Source organism: Streptomyces sp. NBC_01775 (assembly GCF_035917675.1).
Classification (GTDB): domain Bacteria; phylum Actinomycetota; class Actinomycetes; order Streptomycetales; family Streptomycetaceae; genus Streptomyces.
In genome coordinates, this window is record NZ_CP109104.1 from 4,731,292 (window position 1) to 4,746,193 (window position 14,902).

Genomic DNA, 14,902 nt, shown 5'->3' on the forward strand with positions numbered 1-14,902 from the left:
GCGGCGCTGTGCCGCCGCTGGGGGCGCGCGCGGCTACCGGTCGACCGTCCGGTCCACCATCGTCGTGGTGTGGCGCAGGATCGCCGTCAGCTCCTCGCCCACGTGCGGCTCCGGAGCGTCGGCCGGGACGAACAGGATCGAGACCTGCATGTGCGGGGGCTCGGCGAACCAGCGCTGCTTGCCCGCCCACACGAACGGCGACAGGTTGCGGTTGACCGTGGCCAGGCCAGCGCGGGCCACGCCCTTGGCGCGGGAGGTCATGCCGTGCAGCGCCTTGGGGGACTCCAGGCCCACGCCGTGCGAGGTGCCGCCCGCGACCACCACGAGCCAGCCGTCGCCGGCCGCCTTGGCCTGCCGGTAGCCGAAGCGCTCGCCCTTGGCGATCCGGGTGACGTCCAAGATCGCGCCCCGGTACTCGGTCGCGTCGTGGTCGCCCAGCCACAGCCGGGTGCCGATCCGGGCCCGGAAGCGGGTCTGCGGGAACTGCTGCTGGAGCACGGCGAATTCGTTCGGCTGAAGGTGGCTGACGAACATCGTCTCCAGCGGCAGGCGGGCGGCCCGCAGCCTGTCCATCCAGCTGATGACCTCCTCGACGGCGTCCGAGCCGTCGGCGCGGTCCAGGGGCAGATGGATCGCGAAGCCCTCCAGGCGCACCTCGTCGATCGCCGCGTGCAGCCGGGGCAGGTCCTCCTCGGTGATGCCGTGCCGCTTCATGGTGCTCATGACCTCGATGACGACCCGGGCCCCGCGCATGAGGCCCACGCCCTCCACCGAGGAGACCGAGCGGATGGCGCGGTCGGGCAGCGGCACCGGCTCCTCGTCCTTGCGGAACGGGGTCAGCACCAGCAGGTCGCCGCCGAACATGTCCTTGGTGCGGGCGGCCTCGTAGGTCGTGCCGACGGCCAGGACGTCGGCGCCGAACTTCGTCGCCTCGTCGGCCAGACGCTCGTGGCCGAAGCCGTAGCCGTTGCCCTTGCAGACCGGAACGATCCCCGGGAATTGCTGAACCACCGACTGCTGGTGCGCCCGCCAGCGATCGCTGTCGACGTAGAGGGAGAGCGCCATGTCCGGTACGGCACCTTTCTGGGTCGGGTGAGGTGGAAGGGGCGGAAAACCCCTCGCTCAGCGCCGCGACATGTAGATGTCGAGCGCCTTGTGCAGCAGCTTATTCAGCGGGAAGTCCCACTCGCCGAGGTACTCCGCCGCCTGCCCGCCGGTGCCCACCTTGAACTGGATCAGGCCGAACAGGTGGTCGGTCTCGTCGAGGGAGTCGCTGATGCCCCGCAGGTCGTACACGCTCGCGCCCCGCGCGTAGGCGTCCTGGAGCATCCGCCACTGCATCGCGTTGGAGGGACGTACCTCGCGCTTGTGGTTGGCGGAGGCGCCGTACGAGTACCAGACGTGCCCGCCGACGACGAGCATGGTGGCGGCCGAGATGCGCTCGCCCTCGTGCTCGGCGAAGTAGAGCCGCATGCGGTTGGGGTCCTCGGCGTTCAGGACCTTCCACATCCGCTGGAAGTAGCCCTTGGGGCGGGGACGGAACTTGTCGCGCTCGGCGGTGATCTCGTACAGCCGCTGCCACTCGTCCAAGTCGTAGTCGTTGGCCAGGTTGCCCTGGACCACCTGGACACCGGCCTTGTCGGCCTTCTTGATGTTGCGGCGCCACAGCTGGTTGAAGCCCTTGTGGACGTCCTCCAGGGAGCGGCCCTCCAGCGGCACCTGGTAGACGTAGCGCGGCTGGACGTCACCGAAGCCGGCGCCGCCGTCCTCGCCCTGCTGCCAGCCCATGCGGCGCAGCCGGTCGGCGACCTCGAAGGCGCGGGGCTCGATGTAGGTGGCCTCGACGTCCCGCAGCCGCTTGACGTCCTGGTCCTGGATGCCCTTCTTGATCGCGGGGGCGTCCCAGCGTCTGATCACCACGGGCGGGCCCATCTTCACCGAGAACGCGCCCTGCTGCTTGAGGTGCGCCAGCATCGGGCGCAGCCACTCGTCCAGGTTGGGCGCGTACCAGTTGATCAGCGGGCCCTCGGGGAGGTACGCCAGGTAGCGCTTGAGCTTGGGCAGCTGGCGGTAGAGCACCAATCCGGTGCCCACCAGCTCGCCGGTGCGGTCGTCGAACCAGCCGAGGTTCTCCGAGCGCCATTCGTTCTTGACGTCCGCCCATGCGGGAACCTGGCAGTGGCTTGCCGAAGGCAGGCTCTGGACATATGCCAGATGTTGCTCTCGGCTGATGGCCCTCAGGGTCAGACTCATGGCGGGACGCTCCTCCGGCGAACTGAGTGATGCTCGCCGGAAGCCTACTGTGCCCCTGGGCGCCCTGTTCGGCTCAGGGCACGGGTCCCGCGGGCCCCGGAGGGCCCGCGGGCTCAGGGCAGCAGGCCGCCGTGCGCCATACCCAGGTAGAACCCGACCGCGGCGGCGCCGAGACCGATGATCGTGACGAACCGCTCACCCGTCGTGGCGGAGATGAACTGGCCCCACAGCCCGGTGAGGATTCCCGCGAGCCCCGCCCAGCAGCTGAGCGGATGCATCCCGGTCCAGAAAGCCGAGACGGCTGCCACGAGGCCCAGCAGCATGGTCACGGCGGCGAAGGAGTTCTCGACGGGATGCGGCTTGCCGTCGGTGTTCAGGAAGGAGAGAGGACGTCGGCCTACTGCCTGTGCCATGAGGCACCTCCTGACAGAGTGCGGCGCGGTATGTCACGCCTTTCACACCCGAGGTGTCCAGATTGCTCCGGGATACCCCTGGATTTCAACCGGAAGGCCCCGGCCGGGTACTCTGGTCGGTCTGCGCTCCGGCTGTGTCTCGAAGTATTCGCACGCGGAGCGCGGAAACGCATCACGACCCTCCTGCCACGGAACGACCGTGGCCGCTGAGTCCAGAGGAGGTGGGTTCCACATGCGTCACTACGAGGTAATGGTGATCCTCGACCCCGATCTGGAGGAGCGCGCTGTCTCCCCCCTGATCGAGTCCTTCCTTTCTGTCGTCCGCGAGGGCGACGGCAAGGTCGAGAAGGTCGACACCTGGGGCCGTCGTCGTCTCTCCTACGAGATCAACAAGAAGCCCGAGGGCATCTACTCGGTCATCGACCTCCAGGCCGAGCCTGCTGTGGTCAAGGAACTCGACCGCCAGATGAACCTGAACGAGTCCGTCCTGCGGACCAAGGTCCTTCGTCCCTCGATGCACTGAGGCCCGTCCTCGAAGCGTCCTGGGAACCGAGTAGCAACCAAGCACCACAGCAGCCAGCAGCACCCCGCCGAGAGGTTCACCCATGGCAGGCGAGACCGTCATCACGGTCGTCGGCAATCTCGTCGACGACCCCGAGCTGCGCTTCACCCCTTCCGGTGCGGCGGTCGCGAAGTTCCGCGTCGCGTCCACTCCGCGCACCTTCGACCGGCAGACCAACGAGTGGAAGGACGGCGAGAGCCTGTTCCTGACCTGCTCGGTCTGGCGGCAGGCGGCGGAGAACGTCGCCGAGTCCCTCACCAAGGGCACGCGCGTCATCGTGCAGGGCCGCCTCAAGCAGCGCTCGTACGAGGACCGCGAGGGCATCAAGCGCACGGTCTACGAGCTGGACGTCGATGAGGTCGGCGCCAGCCTCCGCAACGCCACGGCCAAGGTCACCAAGACAAGCGGTGGCGGCCGGGGCGGTCAGGGCGGCGGCTTCGGCGGCGGCGGTGGCGGCGGCCAGGGTGGCAGCTGGGGCGGTGGCTCCGGCGGCCAGCAGGGCGGCGGCGCACCGGCCGGCGACCCGTGGGCCACAGGCGCTCCGGCCGGAGGCGGCCAGGGCGGCGGTGGCGGCGGCTGGGGCGGCGGCCCCGGCGGCGGTGGTGGCGGCGGCTACTCGGACGAGCCCCCCTTCTGATCCGTATCCCCCCGATCGGGCCGCTCCATGGGCCCGGCCGGGGGTCCGGGGGTCATCCCCCGGGAGTAACCAGCCTGGAGAGAGACAATGGCGAAGCCGCCTGCTCGCAAGCCTAAGAAGAAGGTTTGCGTGTTTTGCAAGGAGAAGATCTCCTACGTCGACTACAAGGACACGAACCTGCTGCGGAAGTTCATTTCCGACCGCGGCAAGATCCGTGCCCGCCGGGTCACCGGCAACTGCACCCAGCACCAGCGTGACGTCGCCACGGCTGTCAAGAACAGCCGTGAGATGGCGCTGCTGCCCTACACCTCCACCGCGCGATAAGGGAAGGGTGACCGAATCATGAAGATCATCCTGACCAACGAGGTCTCCGGCCTCGGTGCCGCAGGCGACGTCGTCGAGGTGAAGGACGGCTACGCCCGCAACTACCTGGTCCCGCGCGGTTTCGCGATCCGCTGGACCAAGGGTGGCGAAAAGGACGTCGAGCAGATCCGCCGCGCTCGCAAGATCCGCGAGATCGCGACGATCGAGCAGGCCAACGAGATCAAGGGCCGGCTTGAGGGCCTCCGCGTCAACCTGACGGTGCGCGCGGGCGATCAGGGCCGGCTCTTCGGCTCCGTGACCCCGGCGGACATCGCCGACGCCGTCAAGGCGTCCGGCGGTCCCGACGTGGACAAGCGCCGTATCGAGCTGGGCTCGCCCATCAAGTCGCTGGGCTCGCACAAGGTGTCGGTGCGGCTGCACCCCGAGGTCGCCGCTTCGGTGGACGTCGAGGTCGCCGCCGGCTGAGCTGCGCTCGGCTTGCCCGACTCACAATTGAGGGCCGTACCCCTTTGGGGTGCGGCCCTCGTGTTGTGTGCTGGGGTCTGTGACCCCGTGGACCTCACTGCATCGCGCCTGGGGTCCGGGGCGCGGAGCCCCCAGAAGAATCGGGAAGGGCCGGGGCCGGGGCTCTCACGTCCGTACCGCACCCGTGACAACCCAGCGTCCCGAGCGCGCGCGCAGCCACAGCGTGACCAGGCGGGTGGACATCATCAGCCCCGCCACCGTCCACCACAGCGTGGTGAGGCCCCCGCCGAGGGCCGGTACCAGCAGGGCGACGGGGGCGAAGACCGCGAGGGTGGCGAGCATGGCGGTGGCCAGGTACGGGCCGTCGCCGGCGCCCATCAGGACGCCGTCGAGCACGAAGACGACGCCCGCTATCGGCTGGGTCACGGCCACCACCAGCAGGACGGGTGTGAGCTGGTCGATCACGGACTGGTCCGAGGTGAACAGGGGCATGAACAGCGGGCGCACGAGGGCGACCAGCACACCCAGCACGACCCCCGAGGCCACCCCCCACCGGACCATCCGGCGGCACACGGCCCGGGCCTCCTTCTCGTCGCCGGCCCCCAGGTGGCGGCCGATGATGGCCTGGCCCGCTATGGCTATGGAGTCCAGCGCGAAGGCCAGCAGCGACCAGAGGGTGAGGGTTATCTGGTGGGCCGCGATGTCCGCGTCGCCGAGCCGGGCGGCGACCGCCGTGGCGATCATGAGGACGGCCCGCAGCGAGAGCGTACGTATCAGCAGCGGCACCCCGGCCCGGCCGCTGGCGCGGATCCCCGCCAGGTCGGGCCGTAGCGAGGCGCCGTGCCGCCGGGCGCCGCGTACGACGACGGTCAGGTAGACGGCGGCCATGGCCCACTGGGCGAGGACGGTGCCCCAGGCGGAGCCGGCGATGCCCAGGCCGAAGCCGTAGACGAGCAGCACGTTGAGCCCGGCGTTCGCGGTGAAGCCGCCGACGGCGACGTAGAGCGGGGTCCTGGTGTCCTGGAGGCCGCGCAGTACGCCCGTCGCGGCGAGGACGACGAGCATGGCGGGGATGCCCAGGGTGCTGATCCGCAGATAGGTCACCCCGTAGGGCGCCGCGGTGGCCGAGGCACCGAAGGCGTCCAGGAGCGCGGGCGCTGTGGGCAGGACGGCGGCGATGACGAGCGCGCCGAGCAGGAGAGCGAGCCAGATGCCGTCCATGCCTTGGCGGAGCGCGGCGGGCAGGTCGTCGGCGCCGAGCCGCCGGGCGACGGCGGAGGTGGTGGCGTAGGCGAGGAAGACGAAGATGTTGACGCAGGTCTGGAGGAGCGGGGCGGCGACGCCGAGCCCCGCGAGCTGCGGGGTGCCGAGGTGGCCGACGATGGCGCTGTCGACCATCACGAAGAGGGGCTCCGCCACGAGTGCGCCGAAGGCCGGCAGAGCGAGCGCGATGATCTCACGGTCGTGTCGGCGCACCTTGGTACGCGAGGTCATGGGGGCGGGGCTCATAGGTTCGATCCAAACATCCACAAGTAATAAGCGCAAGCCCGCTCCGCCTCTTACTTGTCGGTGTACGGGGAAGGGGGGAACACCGTGCGTGACCCTCCTGGGGACAGAGCGCGGAAGTTTTTTCCCCGCACAGCCGGTGGACGACGAAAGGGCAGGTCACACGGGGTATATGTGGGGGCCACCTGAGTAATCCACAGCGCTGTCCCCCGACTCGTGCACAGCTTTCGGCGGCTTCTCCACAGGTTGGCAGCGACTGTCCACATCCCCCTGTGGATTACGTGATTGGCTGAACCATGGGAGCGCCCTACCGTGGACCAGCGCAGGCCTCCCGTTCCCCGTTTCTTCACCGTCGCACCGACGCGCCGTAACCGGAGCCGGGCGAATCAATTGTCAGAGCAGTGCCGTAAGACTGTGCCGTAGGACGGGAGGAGGTGACGGGGGTGACTCAGCAGCCCGAACATGTCGAGGATCCCTGGGTCGCTGACCTCTCCTTCGAGGAGAGCTTTCCCGTCGCACACCAACGGGGCCCCGGGTCCGGGCAGAACGGCCCGAACGGCTCGAACGGGCAGCGGCGCTCCGGCGGTTCCGGGGGCGGCGGCCGGGGCGGGTTCGCGGAGCAGCACGAGCGCGGCTCCGAAGGCCCCGCCGGAGGGTTCGAGCGGGTGCCTCCGCAGGACCTGGAGGCGGAGAAGTCCGTCCTCGGCGGCATGCTGCTGTCCAAGGACGCCATCGCCGACGTCGTCGAGGTCCTCAAGGGCAACGACTTCTACCGCCCCGCGCACGAGACCGTCTACCAGGCGATCCTCGACCTGTACGCCAAGGGCGAGCCCGCCGACCCCATCACCGTCACCGCCGAGCTGACCCGCCGCGGCGAGGTCGCCCGCGTCGGCGGCCCCGGCTACGTCCAGTCGCTGGTCCAGGCCGTCCCCACCGCGGCCAACGCGGAGTACTACGCGGAGATCGTCCACGAGCGCGCCATCCTGCGCCGCCTGGTCGAGGCGGGCACCCGCATCACACAGATGGGTTACGCCGCAGACGGCGACGTCGACGACATCGTCAACAGCGCCCAGTCCGAGATCTACGCCGTCACCGAGCAGCGCACCTCCGAGGACTACCTCCCGCTCGGCGACATCATGGAAGGCGCCCTCGACGAGATCGAGGCCATCGGCTCCCGCAGCGGCCAGATGACCGGCGTCCCCACTGGCTTCACCGACCTCGACTCCCTCACCAACGGCCTCCACCCGGGCCAGATGATCGTCATCGCGGCGCGGCCTGCCATGGGAAAGTCGACACTGGCCTTGGACTTCGCCCGCGCCTGCTCCATCAAGCACGCGATGCCGAGTGTGATCTTCTCGCTGGAGATGGGGCGCAACGAGATCGCGATGAGGCTGCTGTCCGCCGAGGCGCGGGTGGCGCTGCACCACATGCGGTCCGGGTCCATGACGGACGAGGACTGGACGAGGCTGGCCCGGCAGATGCCGGGGGTCACCGAGGCGCCGCTCTACATCGACGACTCGCCGAACCTGTCGATGATGGAGATCCGCGCCAAGTGCCGCCGCCTCAAGCAGCGCAACGACCTCCAGCTGATCGTCATCGACTACCTCCAGCTCATGCAGACCGGCGGCTCCCGGCGGCCCGAGAGCCGGCAGCAGGAGGTCTCGGAGATGTCCCGTAACCTCAAGCTCCTCGCGAAGGAGCTGGAGGTCCCGGTCATCGCGCTCTCCCAGCTCAACCGTGGTCCCGAGCAGCGCACCGACAAGAAGCCCATGGTCTCCGACCTGCGCGAATCCGGTTCGATCGAGCAGGACGCGGACATGGTGATCCTGCTGCACCGCGAGGACGCGTACGAGAAGGAATCACCGCGCGCCGGTGAGGCGGACCTGATCGTGGCCAAGCACCGTAACGGACCGACGGCGACGATCACGGTCGCCTTCCAGGGCCACTACTCGCGCTTCGTGGACATGGCGCAGACGTAGGCGCCGTTGTAGGTTCTCAGATTTCGTGTCGGATTCTCAGGACCTCGAACACGTCGCACAGGAACTCAACGGCCGCCCACGCAAGACGCTCGGCTGGAAGACACCAGCCGAGCGTCTTGCGTGATCTACTCACCACCTGGACCAGGCGGTGTTGCGGCGGCCACCGGAATCCAGGCTTCACCGGGGCCGGAGGGGCCGCCTTCGTGCTGTGCGGGGGCGGTGGAGGAGCCGCCGTTCGACGTTCACGCCGCGGAACGTCCACTGCTTCAGGGCCGAAGAGATCCCGGCCGGTCTGTGCCGAGGAGTTCTCAGCATCCCATCGTGGAGAACCCGTTCTTCGTGGAAGCCTGAGCAGCCGTGCTGTTCGGAGTGGGCGGCCCGCACGGCTGGTCCTCGTCGATGTGGAGTGTCCAGCTACCGTCGCCGTTTTCCACGCAGTGGAACTTCTTGATGAACTCCGCGCCCTTGCCTGTCGATTGGCAGGCCGACCAGCTCCCATACTTGCCGTAGTCGTACCCGGCCTGGGCGGTCGGGGCGGCCTGGGCGGCCTGGGTGGCGACGCCTGAGAAGGCCAGGAGGCTTACGGCGGCGACTGCTGCGCGCTGGAACTTGCGCATGTATTCCCCTCTTCACGTGCATAGGTGCGGTGCGCGTGCACGCCTGGACGGCATGCGGGCCCGGTTGTCACCGAGCGCGGGTGGACCGGCCGGCTCAGCGGTCGGCCGGAGTCGTGTCCGGCCGCGGCGAAGCACCGCGTCGCACTTCAAGATCTTTTTCGGTCACCTGAACCCCACCACACGTTCGGATGACGCTTCAAGGGCTCAAGATCCTCCGTTACGGGACTATCACACGCTGGCCGGAGTCCTCGCTTTGCCCGGCCCCTCCGACTGGCACGGCCCCGACCCCCTACTGAGGAACTGACACGTCCCTGGGACAACAACTCAGCGACACGACCTGAGACCACGAGAAGAACCGCGGCCTCGCACGACATCTCCGGCGGCACCAACGTGCGATCGGGGCCCCGTTGAGGCCCGGCGCGGTGCCGGTGACGTGGGGGAGCGCGGTGTCCAGGCTCTCGACGTGCGTGCCGTGGCCGTCGGCCCACCGTCCGGCCATCGCCGTCACCGCCGGCACCGAGCAACACGAAGGCGGCCCCTCCGGCCCCGCGCAGGGGACAGAGGAGCCGCCTTCGTCCGTCACGTCGACGGAACGTCCGGTGCGGGTGCGGCGTCCGGTTCTCCGATGCGCGCGCGGCCTAGGAGACCGTGGCCTTGGGGGAGAGGGCCGGAGGTGACCCGCCTCGTGACTCAGTCCCGGTAGAAGACCAGCATGGTGCCCGGGCTCTGGGGATCGCGTTCGCAGTGGACGATCGTGACGTGGTGGCCCGCTCCCTCGTCCATCTCCCGTTGGGTCTCCTTGGTGAAGCAGTCCGTCGCGGCGTCGCCCTGCATTTCAGCAAAAGGGAGGTCGGCGGCCTGGGCGGCTCCGGCGGCCAGGCCGGAGAAGGCCAGGATGCTGGCGACGGCGACTGCTGTGCGCTGGAACTTGCGCATGTTTTCTCTCCTCTACGTGCGTACGTGCAATGGTGCGTGCGCGCCTCTGCGGCGCACGGGCCCGCTACTCGCGGCGGGCGGCTGGTCGGGCCGGCCCCGCGGTCGGCCGGAGTCGCGTCCGGCCGTGGCGAAGCGTCGCGCTGCGCTTCGAGTTCCTCTCGGGCACTGAGCAGTCGATCACACGAACGGGGGAACTCCAAGTGCTCGCGGTCCCTGCTACACGGCTACAACAGACCATCCGGAGTCGATTCCCGGCGTGCCGGCGTGCCGGCGTGAGGCCGAAGCGGAACCCTCCCGGCTGCTCCGGGAGTTCAGAGGTCGGTCTCCGCCCACACCGTCTGGCCCGAAGGCGGCCCCTGCTGACGGCCCGTCCCTACGCCTCGCCGTGCCGGCAGGGAATGTGACCGCCATCACAGACGCTGTTGGTCGAGAACATCGCGCCGGCTCCGTCCCAGGGGCAGGAGCGGCCACGACGGGCCGCGTGACACGGGAGACATGATGATTCACCGGATGGATCACGTCGGCGTTGTGGTCGAGGATCTCGCGGCTGCTGTCGCGTTCTTCGTCGAACTCGGCCTGGAGCTGGAGGGCGAGGCAGCGGTCGAGGGGGAATGGGCGGACCAGCTCATCGGGCTGGACGGCGTCCGAGCGGACCTCGCCGTCGTGCGGACCCCGGACGGCCACGGCCGGGTCGAGCTGTCGACGTTCCACACGCCGGTGGCCACCAGCACCGCGCCGAGGGCGCCGATGAACACCCCGGGCATCCCTCGCCTCACGTTCGTCGTCGACGCCGTCGACGACGTCCTCGGCCGTCTGCGCGCCCATGGCGCCGAACTCGTGGGTGAGGTGGCGCAGTACGGGGACATCTGCCGGTACTGCTATGTCCGCGGCCCCGCCGGCGTCGTGATCGGGCTGGTCGAGGAGCTCAAGAACTGAAGCAGATCGCCAGTCAGCACGTTCCGTACCAGATTTCCGTTCCGGACTTCCGTACCAGATTTCCGTTCCAGATTTCCGTTCCAGAAAGGACCGTCCGTCATGGCTGTCGCCGATGACCTCGACCGCGCCACCGACTCGCAGTGGGACTGGGTCGCTGAGCAGACTCGTACGTATCTGGCCTCGGGTGGCACCGAGGGGCACGAGTCGAACGGCGTCCACACGCTCGTGCTCGCCACGACCGGACGCAGGAGCGGCATTCCGCGCCGCACATGCCTGATCTACGGCACCGCGGGCGAGGACTTCGTCGTCGTCGCCTCCAAAGGTGGCGCCGACGAGGATCCGGCGTGGTTCAAGAACCTCCAGGCGGACCCGAGCGTCGGGGTGCAGGTCGGCGGCCGTCGGTTCACCGCTCGCGCCCGGGTCGCGTCCCCGGCCGAACGTGAGCCCCTCTGGCTCCAGATGGCGCGCATCTTCCCGCTGTACGACGAGTACGCACAGAAGACCGACCGCGAAATCCCGATCGTCCTGCTCACCCCGCAGGACTGAGCAGGACAACTGCCCCGGCGGACCGGTATCCCAGGTGCCGCTGAAGAAATGCCACGCAGTTCAGCGTGCTCATTCTCCTGGGCGATGGCGGGCGCGAGTGCGGGTGTACCAGGCGAGGCGCAGTTCGTGATGGAGGCGGGCGAGTTCGCGGGGGGCGTTCGCGGGGGCCTGGTGGAAGACCTTGCCGTAGCGGGTGCGGTCGCCGGGCGGGGGGACTTCTTCGCTGCCGCGGTTCATGAAGCCGTGGAGGAAGGACGGTATCCAGCGGGCGGTGTCGTCGTGGAGGCGGAGGGCTATGCGCCAGCGGCCGGAGCTGGACCCGCCGGTGCGCAGAGCCAGTTCGACCTCGGCGATGTCCTGCCAGGGGACCTGGCGGGTACGGAAGAAGCCGACAACGGTGACACCCGCGGGGCGCAGGACGACGCCCCGCAGCGCGGCTCGTACGCAGAGTACGGCCAGGAGGACGATGAAGGCGTAGTTGGCGTATTCCTCCGGGCCGGGGGCGGGGGGATCGGGCCGGAAGGTGGTGCCCACGATGTCTGTCCAGACCATGATCCCCAGCATCAGCAAGGCGCATCCGCAGGCCACCCACCACACCGCGCTGCGCCACCGGTGCCGCAGCGCCAGCTTGTCCCTCATGCGTGCTCCCCCCGCGCGTATCCGTATCCCTGTTCCCTGCGCGCAAGGACCATCTTGCACCTGGGGCTTACGGACCTTCGAGCGATGAGCGTGGCTGAGGAAACGACCCCCCCTGCGACGGCCGGCGGGCGGTGTCCTACGGGCCGCTGCCCGAGCACTGGGGCCCGCGGCCCCGCCGGCGCCGTACCCGGCCTCCTCAGTGCTGGTAGCCGGGGTAGGTGAGGTAGCCGGTGTCGCCGCCCTGGTACCACGTGGCGAGGTCCTCGGCACTCAGGGGGAGCCCGGCGCGGAAGCGTTCGACCAGGTCGGGGTTGGCGAGGTAGGCGCGGCCGTAGCTGATCAGGTCGGCGCCCTGGGTGAGCCAGCGTTCGCCGTCCGTCCGGTCCGCGCGGTGGTCGCCGCCCGGCACCGACGGGTTGACGATGAAGGCGCCGGGCCACGCCTTGCGCAGGGCGATGAGTGTCTCGTCCTCGACGGTCGCCAGGGCGTGGATGTAGGCGAGGCCCAGCGGGGCCAGGGCCTCGAACAGGGCGGTGTAGAGGCCGGGGACGTCGTCCTCGACCACGTCCCACACGGGGCCGCCAGGGGAGACGCGGAGGCCGACGCGGTCGGCGCCGATGGCAGCGGCGCAGGCCTCGGCCACCTCCACGGCGAAGCGGATGCGGCCGGTGAGGGAGCCGCCGTAGACGTCGGTGCGCCGGTTGACGTTGGAAGAGAGGAACTGCTGTATGAAGTAGCCGTTCGCACCGTGCAGTTCGATGCCGTCGAAGCCCGCGTCGACCGCGCGCCGCGCCGCGTCGGCGAACACCCGCACCTCGTCGGCGACCTCCGCGGTCGTCAGCGCGCGGGGGACGGGCGCGGGCAGCCGCCCCTTGGGCCCGGTGAACAGTTCGGCCTGGAGGGCGACCGCGGACGGGGCGACCGGATGGTGGCCGACGACCTCGGGATGGCCGACCCGCCCGCCGTGCATGAGCTGGGCGAAGATCCGCCCGCCGTTGCTGTGGACCGCCGAGGTCACCGGGCGCCAGGCGGCGACCTGTGCGTCGGTGTGCAGCCCGGGGGTGGAGGGGTTGGACTGGCCCAGCAGACTCGGCTGCACCCCTTCGCTGACGATCAGTCCGGCGGTGGCGCGCTGCGCGTAGTAGGTGGCCATCGAGGGGGTGGGCAGGCCGTCCGACGTGGCCCGGCCGCGGCTCATGGGGGCCATCACAAGACGGTTGGGCAGCCGGAGGCCGCCGAGTGTGAAGCTGTCGAACAGGCTGGTCATGGCTGTTCCTTCGCATGAGGCAGGGGCTGGGGCACGCGTCGGGGGCCACTTCGGCGGCGTGCTCCGGGCGTGCGTTCGCTACGCTAAAACCTCACGTTGACGTAAGAGGCAAGAGCGATCCGGGACCCAGGGAGAAACGGTGCGTATCGGCGAGCTGGCCCGCAGAGCGGGCGTGAGTGTGAGGGCGCTTCGCTACTACGAGGAGCAGCACCTGCTCCTCCCCGAGCGCAGCCCCAGCGGCCAGCGGCTCTACGGGGACGAGGCGGTCGGCCGGGTGCGGATGCTCCAGGAGCTGTACGCGGCGGGGCTGCCGAGCAGGAAGATCCTGGAGCTGCTCCCCTGCTTGGCGACCGGCGAGGTGACGCCGGAGCTGGTGGAGCGGCTCGCCGCGGAGCGGAACCGGATCGACCGGCAGATCCACGATCTGCGCGGCACCCGCGAGCGCCTCGACGCCATCATCGCCACGTCCGCCTCGGCCCTGGACCGGGGCGAGAACCGGTGCGCCTCCAACTGGCGCGCACCGGTGCCGCACCCTGCTGTCGGCGCTGCCGGCACCTCCTGCTTCTCCCGGTAGCGTGCGCGTATGACGTGGCGGGGGGCGGCCTACAGGGTTGTGGACGGGGAGCGGATCGACGGCGCGTGGTGCCATGTGTGGCGGCGGCATCCGTTCACGGGTGACTACGTGTTCGACGACCTGCTGGTCTACGCCGACGGAACGGTCGAGTGTGCCGCCGAGGGAGAGCCGGGCGACCTGGAAGGGCTGCGGCGGATGCTGGAGTCGGGCCGGATCTCCGTGACCGGGCCGAGGGAAGTCACCGGGCCGAGGGAAGTCACCGAACCGAAGGAAGTCACCGGGCCCGGGGAAGCGGGCGATTCCGGCGGCGGGGCGGTGGGCGGCGGCGCCCGGCCGTCCGGGTGGGCCTCCCGGGCACCCCGGCCGCTCACACCGGAGGGGTTCTTCGCCGAAGCCGCCGACAAGGTCGAGGAGTTGAGCGGCCGGCCGACGCTCCGGGAGCGCTGCGCCGAGGCGGTCAGGCGCTTCGGCGCGGACCCCTGCGCGCGCAACAGGGAGCTGTTGCGGGAGGCCTATCTCGCCGTTCCGCCCCACCTGCGTGTCTACGCCCTGGGCGACATGGACCAGCAGGACAGGCCGCTGCGCATCCTGTTCACGGCCGTCGGGGAGCCGGTGGAGGGGGACGGGCCGGTGGTCACGGAGGAGGCGCACCAGCGGGCCGTCGACTACTTCCGGTCCGCCGCCGAGGGCTTCGCGCGGGCGCGGGAGCAGCACAGCGTCCGGCAGGCGGACGATCCGGAGGGCGCGGGCCGCCCCGTCCTCACCTCCCACGAGACCGTCTACCCCCAGGGCTGGCCGGAGCGGCCCGGGCTGTTCGTCCTGCGCAACGAGTATCCGGTGACCCTCACCTGCGGGGACGAGACGTTCGACTCGGTGCTGCACGGCTACTGGTCGCTGGCGGCGGCCGATCCTGCCGAGCGCGCGCGGATACGGCACGCCGCGACCGGCAGGGAGGCCCGCGAGCTGGGCACGCGCACAGCGCTGCGTGCCGACTGGCCCGCCCTCCGCCTCGCCGTCATGACGCGGCTGCTGCGGGCCAAGTTCACCCAGCACCCGGAACTGGCCCGGGTGCTGCTGTCCACCGGCGACGCGAGGATCAGCTACACCGGCTTCGCCGACTCCCGGTTCTGGCTGGACGACCCCGCGGGCAAGGGCCGCAACTGGACGGGCCGCCTGCTGGAGCTGGTCCGCTCGGAGCTGGCCGGCTCGGGTCCGGCGGGCTCGGGTCCGGCCTGTTCGTAGGCGCGG

17 protein-coding genes are annotated in these 14,902 nt (G+C 70.0%); 9 read left to right on the plus strand and 8 right to left on the minus strand.

Going from position 1 to position 14,902, the window contains the following annotated elements; all coding sequences use genetic code 11:
• Positions 1 to 33 precede the first annotated feature (33 nt).
• The 3 genes from OHB04_RS21060 to OHB04_RS21070 form a co-directional block, all read right to left on the minus strand.
• Positions 34 to 1,065 (minus strand): alanine racemase, encoded by a 1,032-nt coding sequence (locus OHB04_RS21060; protein ID WP_326689259.1) that lies wholly within the window; start codon positions 1,063 to 1,065, stop codon positions 34 to 36.
• A gap of 57 nt (positions 1,066 to 1,122) precedes the next feature.
• Positions 1,123 to 2,253 carry a lipid II:glycine glycyltransferase FemX gene (locus OHB04_RS21065; protein ID WP_326689260.1) on the minus strand — a complete coding sequence of 377 codons (1,131 nt, stop codon included), beginning with the start codon at positions 2,251 to 2,253 and terminating at the stop codon, positions 1,123 to 1,125.
• 113 nt (positions 2,254 to 2,366) lie between these two features.
• The gene (locus tag OHB04_RS21070; protein WP_326689261.1) at positions 2,367 to 2,666 is read right to left on the minus strand and encodes a hypothetical protein; all 300 of its coding nucleotides are present in this window, start codon (positions 2,664 to 2,666) and stop codon (positions 2,367 to 2,369) included.
• Positions 2,667 to 2,898: 232 nt separating this feature from the next.
• On the opposite strand from OHB04_RS21070, the gene rpsF reads away from it, so the two are divergent.
• From rpsF to rplI, 4 genes are all read left to right on the plus strand, one after another.
• Entirely contained in the window at positions 2,899 to 3,189 is a 291-nt protein-coding gene (rpsF, locus tag OHB04_RS21075) for a 30S ribosomal protein S6 (protein WP_326689262.1), read from the plus strand.
• 82 nt (positions 3,190 to 3,271) lie between these two features.
• Complete coding sequence (locus tag OHB04_RS21080) at positions 3,272 to 3,865, plus strand: single-stranded DNA-binding protein (protein WP_326689263.1); 594 nt, start codon at positions 3,272 to 3,274, stop codon at positions 3,863 to 3,865.
• 87 nt (positions 3,866 to 3,952) lie between these two features.
• The gene (gene rpsR, locus OHB04_RS21085) at positions 3,953 to 4,189 is read left to right on the plus strand and encodes a 30S ribosomal protein S18 (protein ID WP_003978893.1); all 237 of its coding nucleotides are present in this window, start codon (positions 3,953 to 3,955) and stop codon (positions 4,187 to 4,189) included.
• An 18-nt stretch (positions 4,190 to 4,207) separates the two neighbouring features.
• The gene (gene rplI, locus OHB04_RS21090) at positions 4,208 to 4,654 is read left to right on the plus strand and encodes a 50S ribosomal protein L9 (protein WP_326689264.1); all 447 of its coding nucleotides are present in this window, start codon (positions 4,208 to 4,210) and stop codon (positions 4,652 to 4,654) included.
• 165 nt (positions 4,655 to 4,819) lie between these two features.
• Here the strand turns inward: rplI and OHB04_RS21095 are convergent, their stop codons facing one another.
• Positions 4,820 to 6,163 (minus strand): MATE family efflux transporter, encoded by a 1,344-nt coding sequence (locus OHB04_RS21095; protein WP_326808028.1) that lies wholly within the window; start codon positions 6,161 to 6,163, stop codon positions 4,820 to 4,822.
• A gap of 440 nt (positions 6,164 to 6,603) precedes the next feature.
• Between OHB04_RS21095 and dnaB the strand changes: the two genes are divergently transcribed.
• Positions 6,604 to 8,139, plus strand: coding sequence for a replicative DNA helicase (gene dnaB / locus OHB04_RS21100; protein WP_326689266.1), 1,536 nt, complete (start codon positions 6,604 to 6,606; stop codon positions 8,137 to 8,139).
• A gap of 308 nt (positions 8,140 to 8,447) precedes the next feature.
• Here dnaB and OHB04_RS21105 read toward each other — a convergent pair whose 3' ends face one another.
• A complete protein-coding gene (locus OHB04_RS21105) occupies positions 8,448 to 8,756 on the minus strand; it encodes a hypothetical protein (protein ID WP_326689267.1) in 309 nt (102 codons plus the stop codon).
• 690 nt (positions 8,757 to 9,446) lie between these two features.
• Positions 9,447 to 9,692 carry a hypothetical protein gene (locus OHB04_RS21110; RefSeq protein WP_326689268.1) on the minus strand — a complete coding sequence of 82 codons (246 nt, stop codon included), beginning with the start codon at positions 9,690 to 9,692 and terminating at the stop codon, positions 9,447 to 9,449.
• A 495-nt stretch (positions 9,693 to 10,187) separates the two neighbouring features.
• On the opposite strand from OHB04_RS21110, the gene OHB04_RS21115 reads away from it, so the two are divergent.
• Together OHB04_RS21115 and OHB04_RS21120 are read left to right on the plus strand one after the other, a co-directional pair.
• Complete coding sequence (locus tag OHB04_RS21115; protein ID WP_326689269.1) at positions 10,188 to 10,628, plus strand: VOC family protein; 441 nt, start codon at positions 10,188 to 10,190, stop codon at positions 10,626 to 10,628.
• A gap of 99 nt (positions 10,629 to 10,727) precedes the next feature.
• Positions 10,728 to 11,174, plus strand: a complete 447-nt coding sequence (locus tag OHB04_RS21120; protein ID WP_326689270.1) for a nitroreductase family deazaflavin-dependent oxidoreductase — start codon at positions 10,728 to 10,730, stop codon at positions 11,172 to 11,174.
• 69 nt (positions 11,175 to 11,243) lie between these two features.
• Here the strand turns inward: OHB04_RS21120 and OHB04_RS21125 are convergent, their stop codons facing one another.
• Positions 11,244 to 11,813: a PH domain-containing protein gene (locus OHB04_RS21125; RefSeq protein WP_326689271.1), complete on the minus strand. Its 570-nt coding sequence runs from the start codon at positions 11,811 to 11,813 to the stop codon at positions 11,244 to 11,246.
• Positions 11,814 to 12,009: 196 nt separating this feature from the next.
• A complete protein-coding gene (locus tag OHB04_RS21130; protein WP_326808029.1) occupies positions 12,010 to 13,080 on the minus strand; it encodes an alkene reductase in 1,071 nt (356 codons plus the stop codon).
• Between the two features lie 139 nt (positions 13,081 to 13,219).
• Here OHB04_RS21130 and OHB04_RS21135 point away from each other — a divergent pair, with 139 nt between their 5' ends.
• Together OHB04_RS21135 and OHB04_RS21140 are read left to right on the plus strand one after the other, a co-directional pair.
• On the plus strand, positions 13,220 to 13,654 hold the full coding sequence (locus OHB04_RS21135) for a MerR family transcriptional regulator (protein WP_326689273.1): 435 nt from the start codon (positions 13,220 to 13,222) through the stop codon (positions 13,652 to 13,654).
• Positions 13,655 to 13,663: 9 nt separating this feature from the next.
• Positions 13,664 to 14,896, plus strand: a complete 1,233-nt coding sequence (locus OHB04_RS21140; protein WP_326808030.1) for an NADAR family protein — start codon at positions 13,664 to 13,666, stop codon at positions 14,894 to 14,896.
• The last annotated feature ends 6 nt before the right edge of the window (positions 14,897 to 14,902 follow it).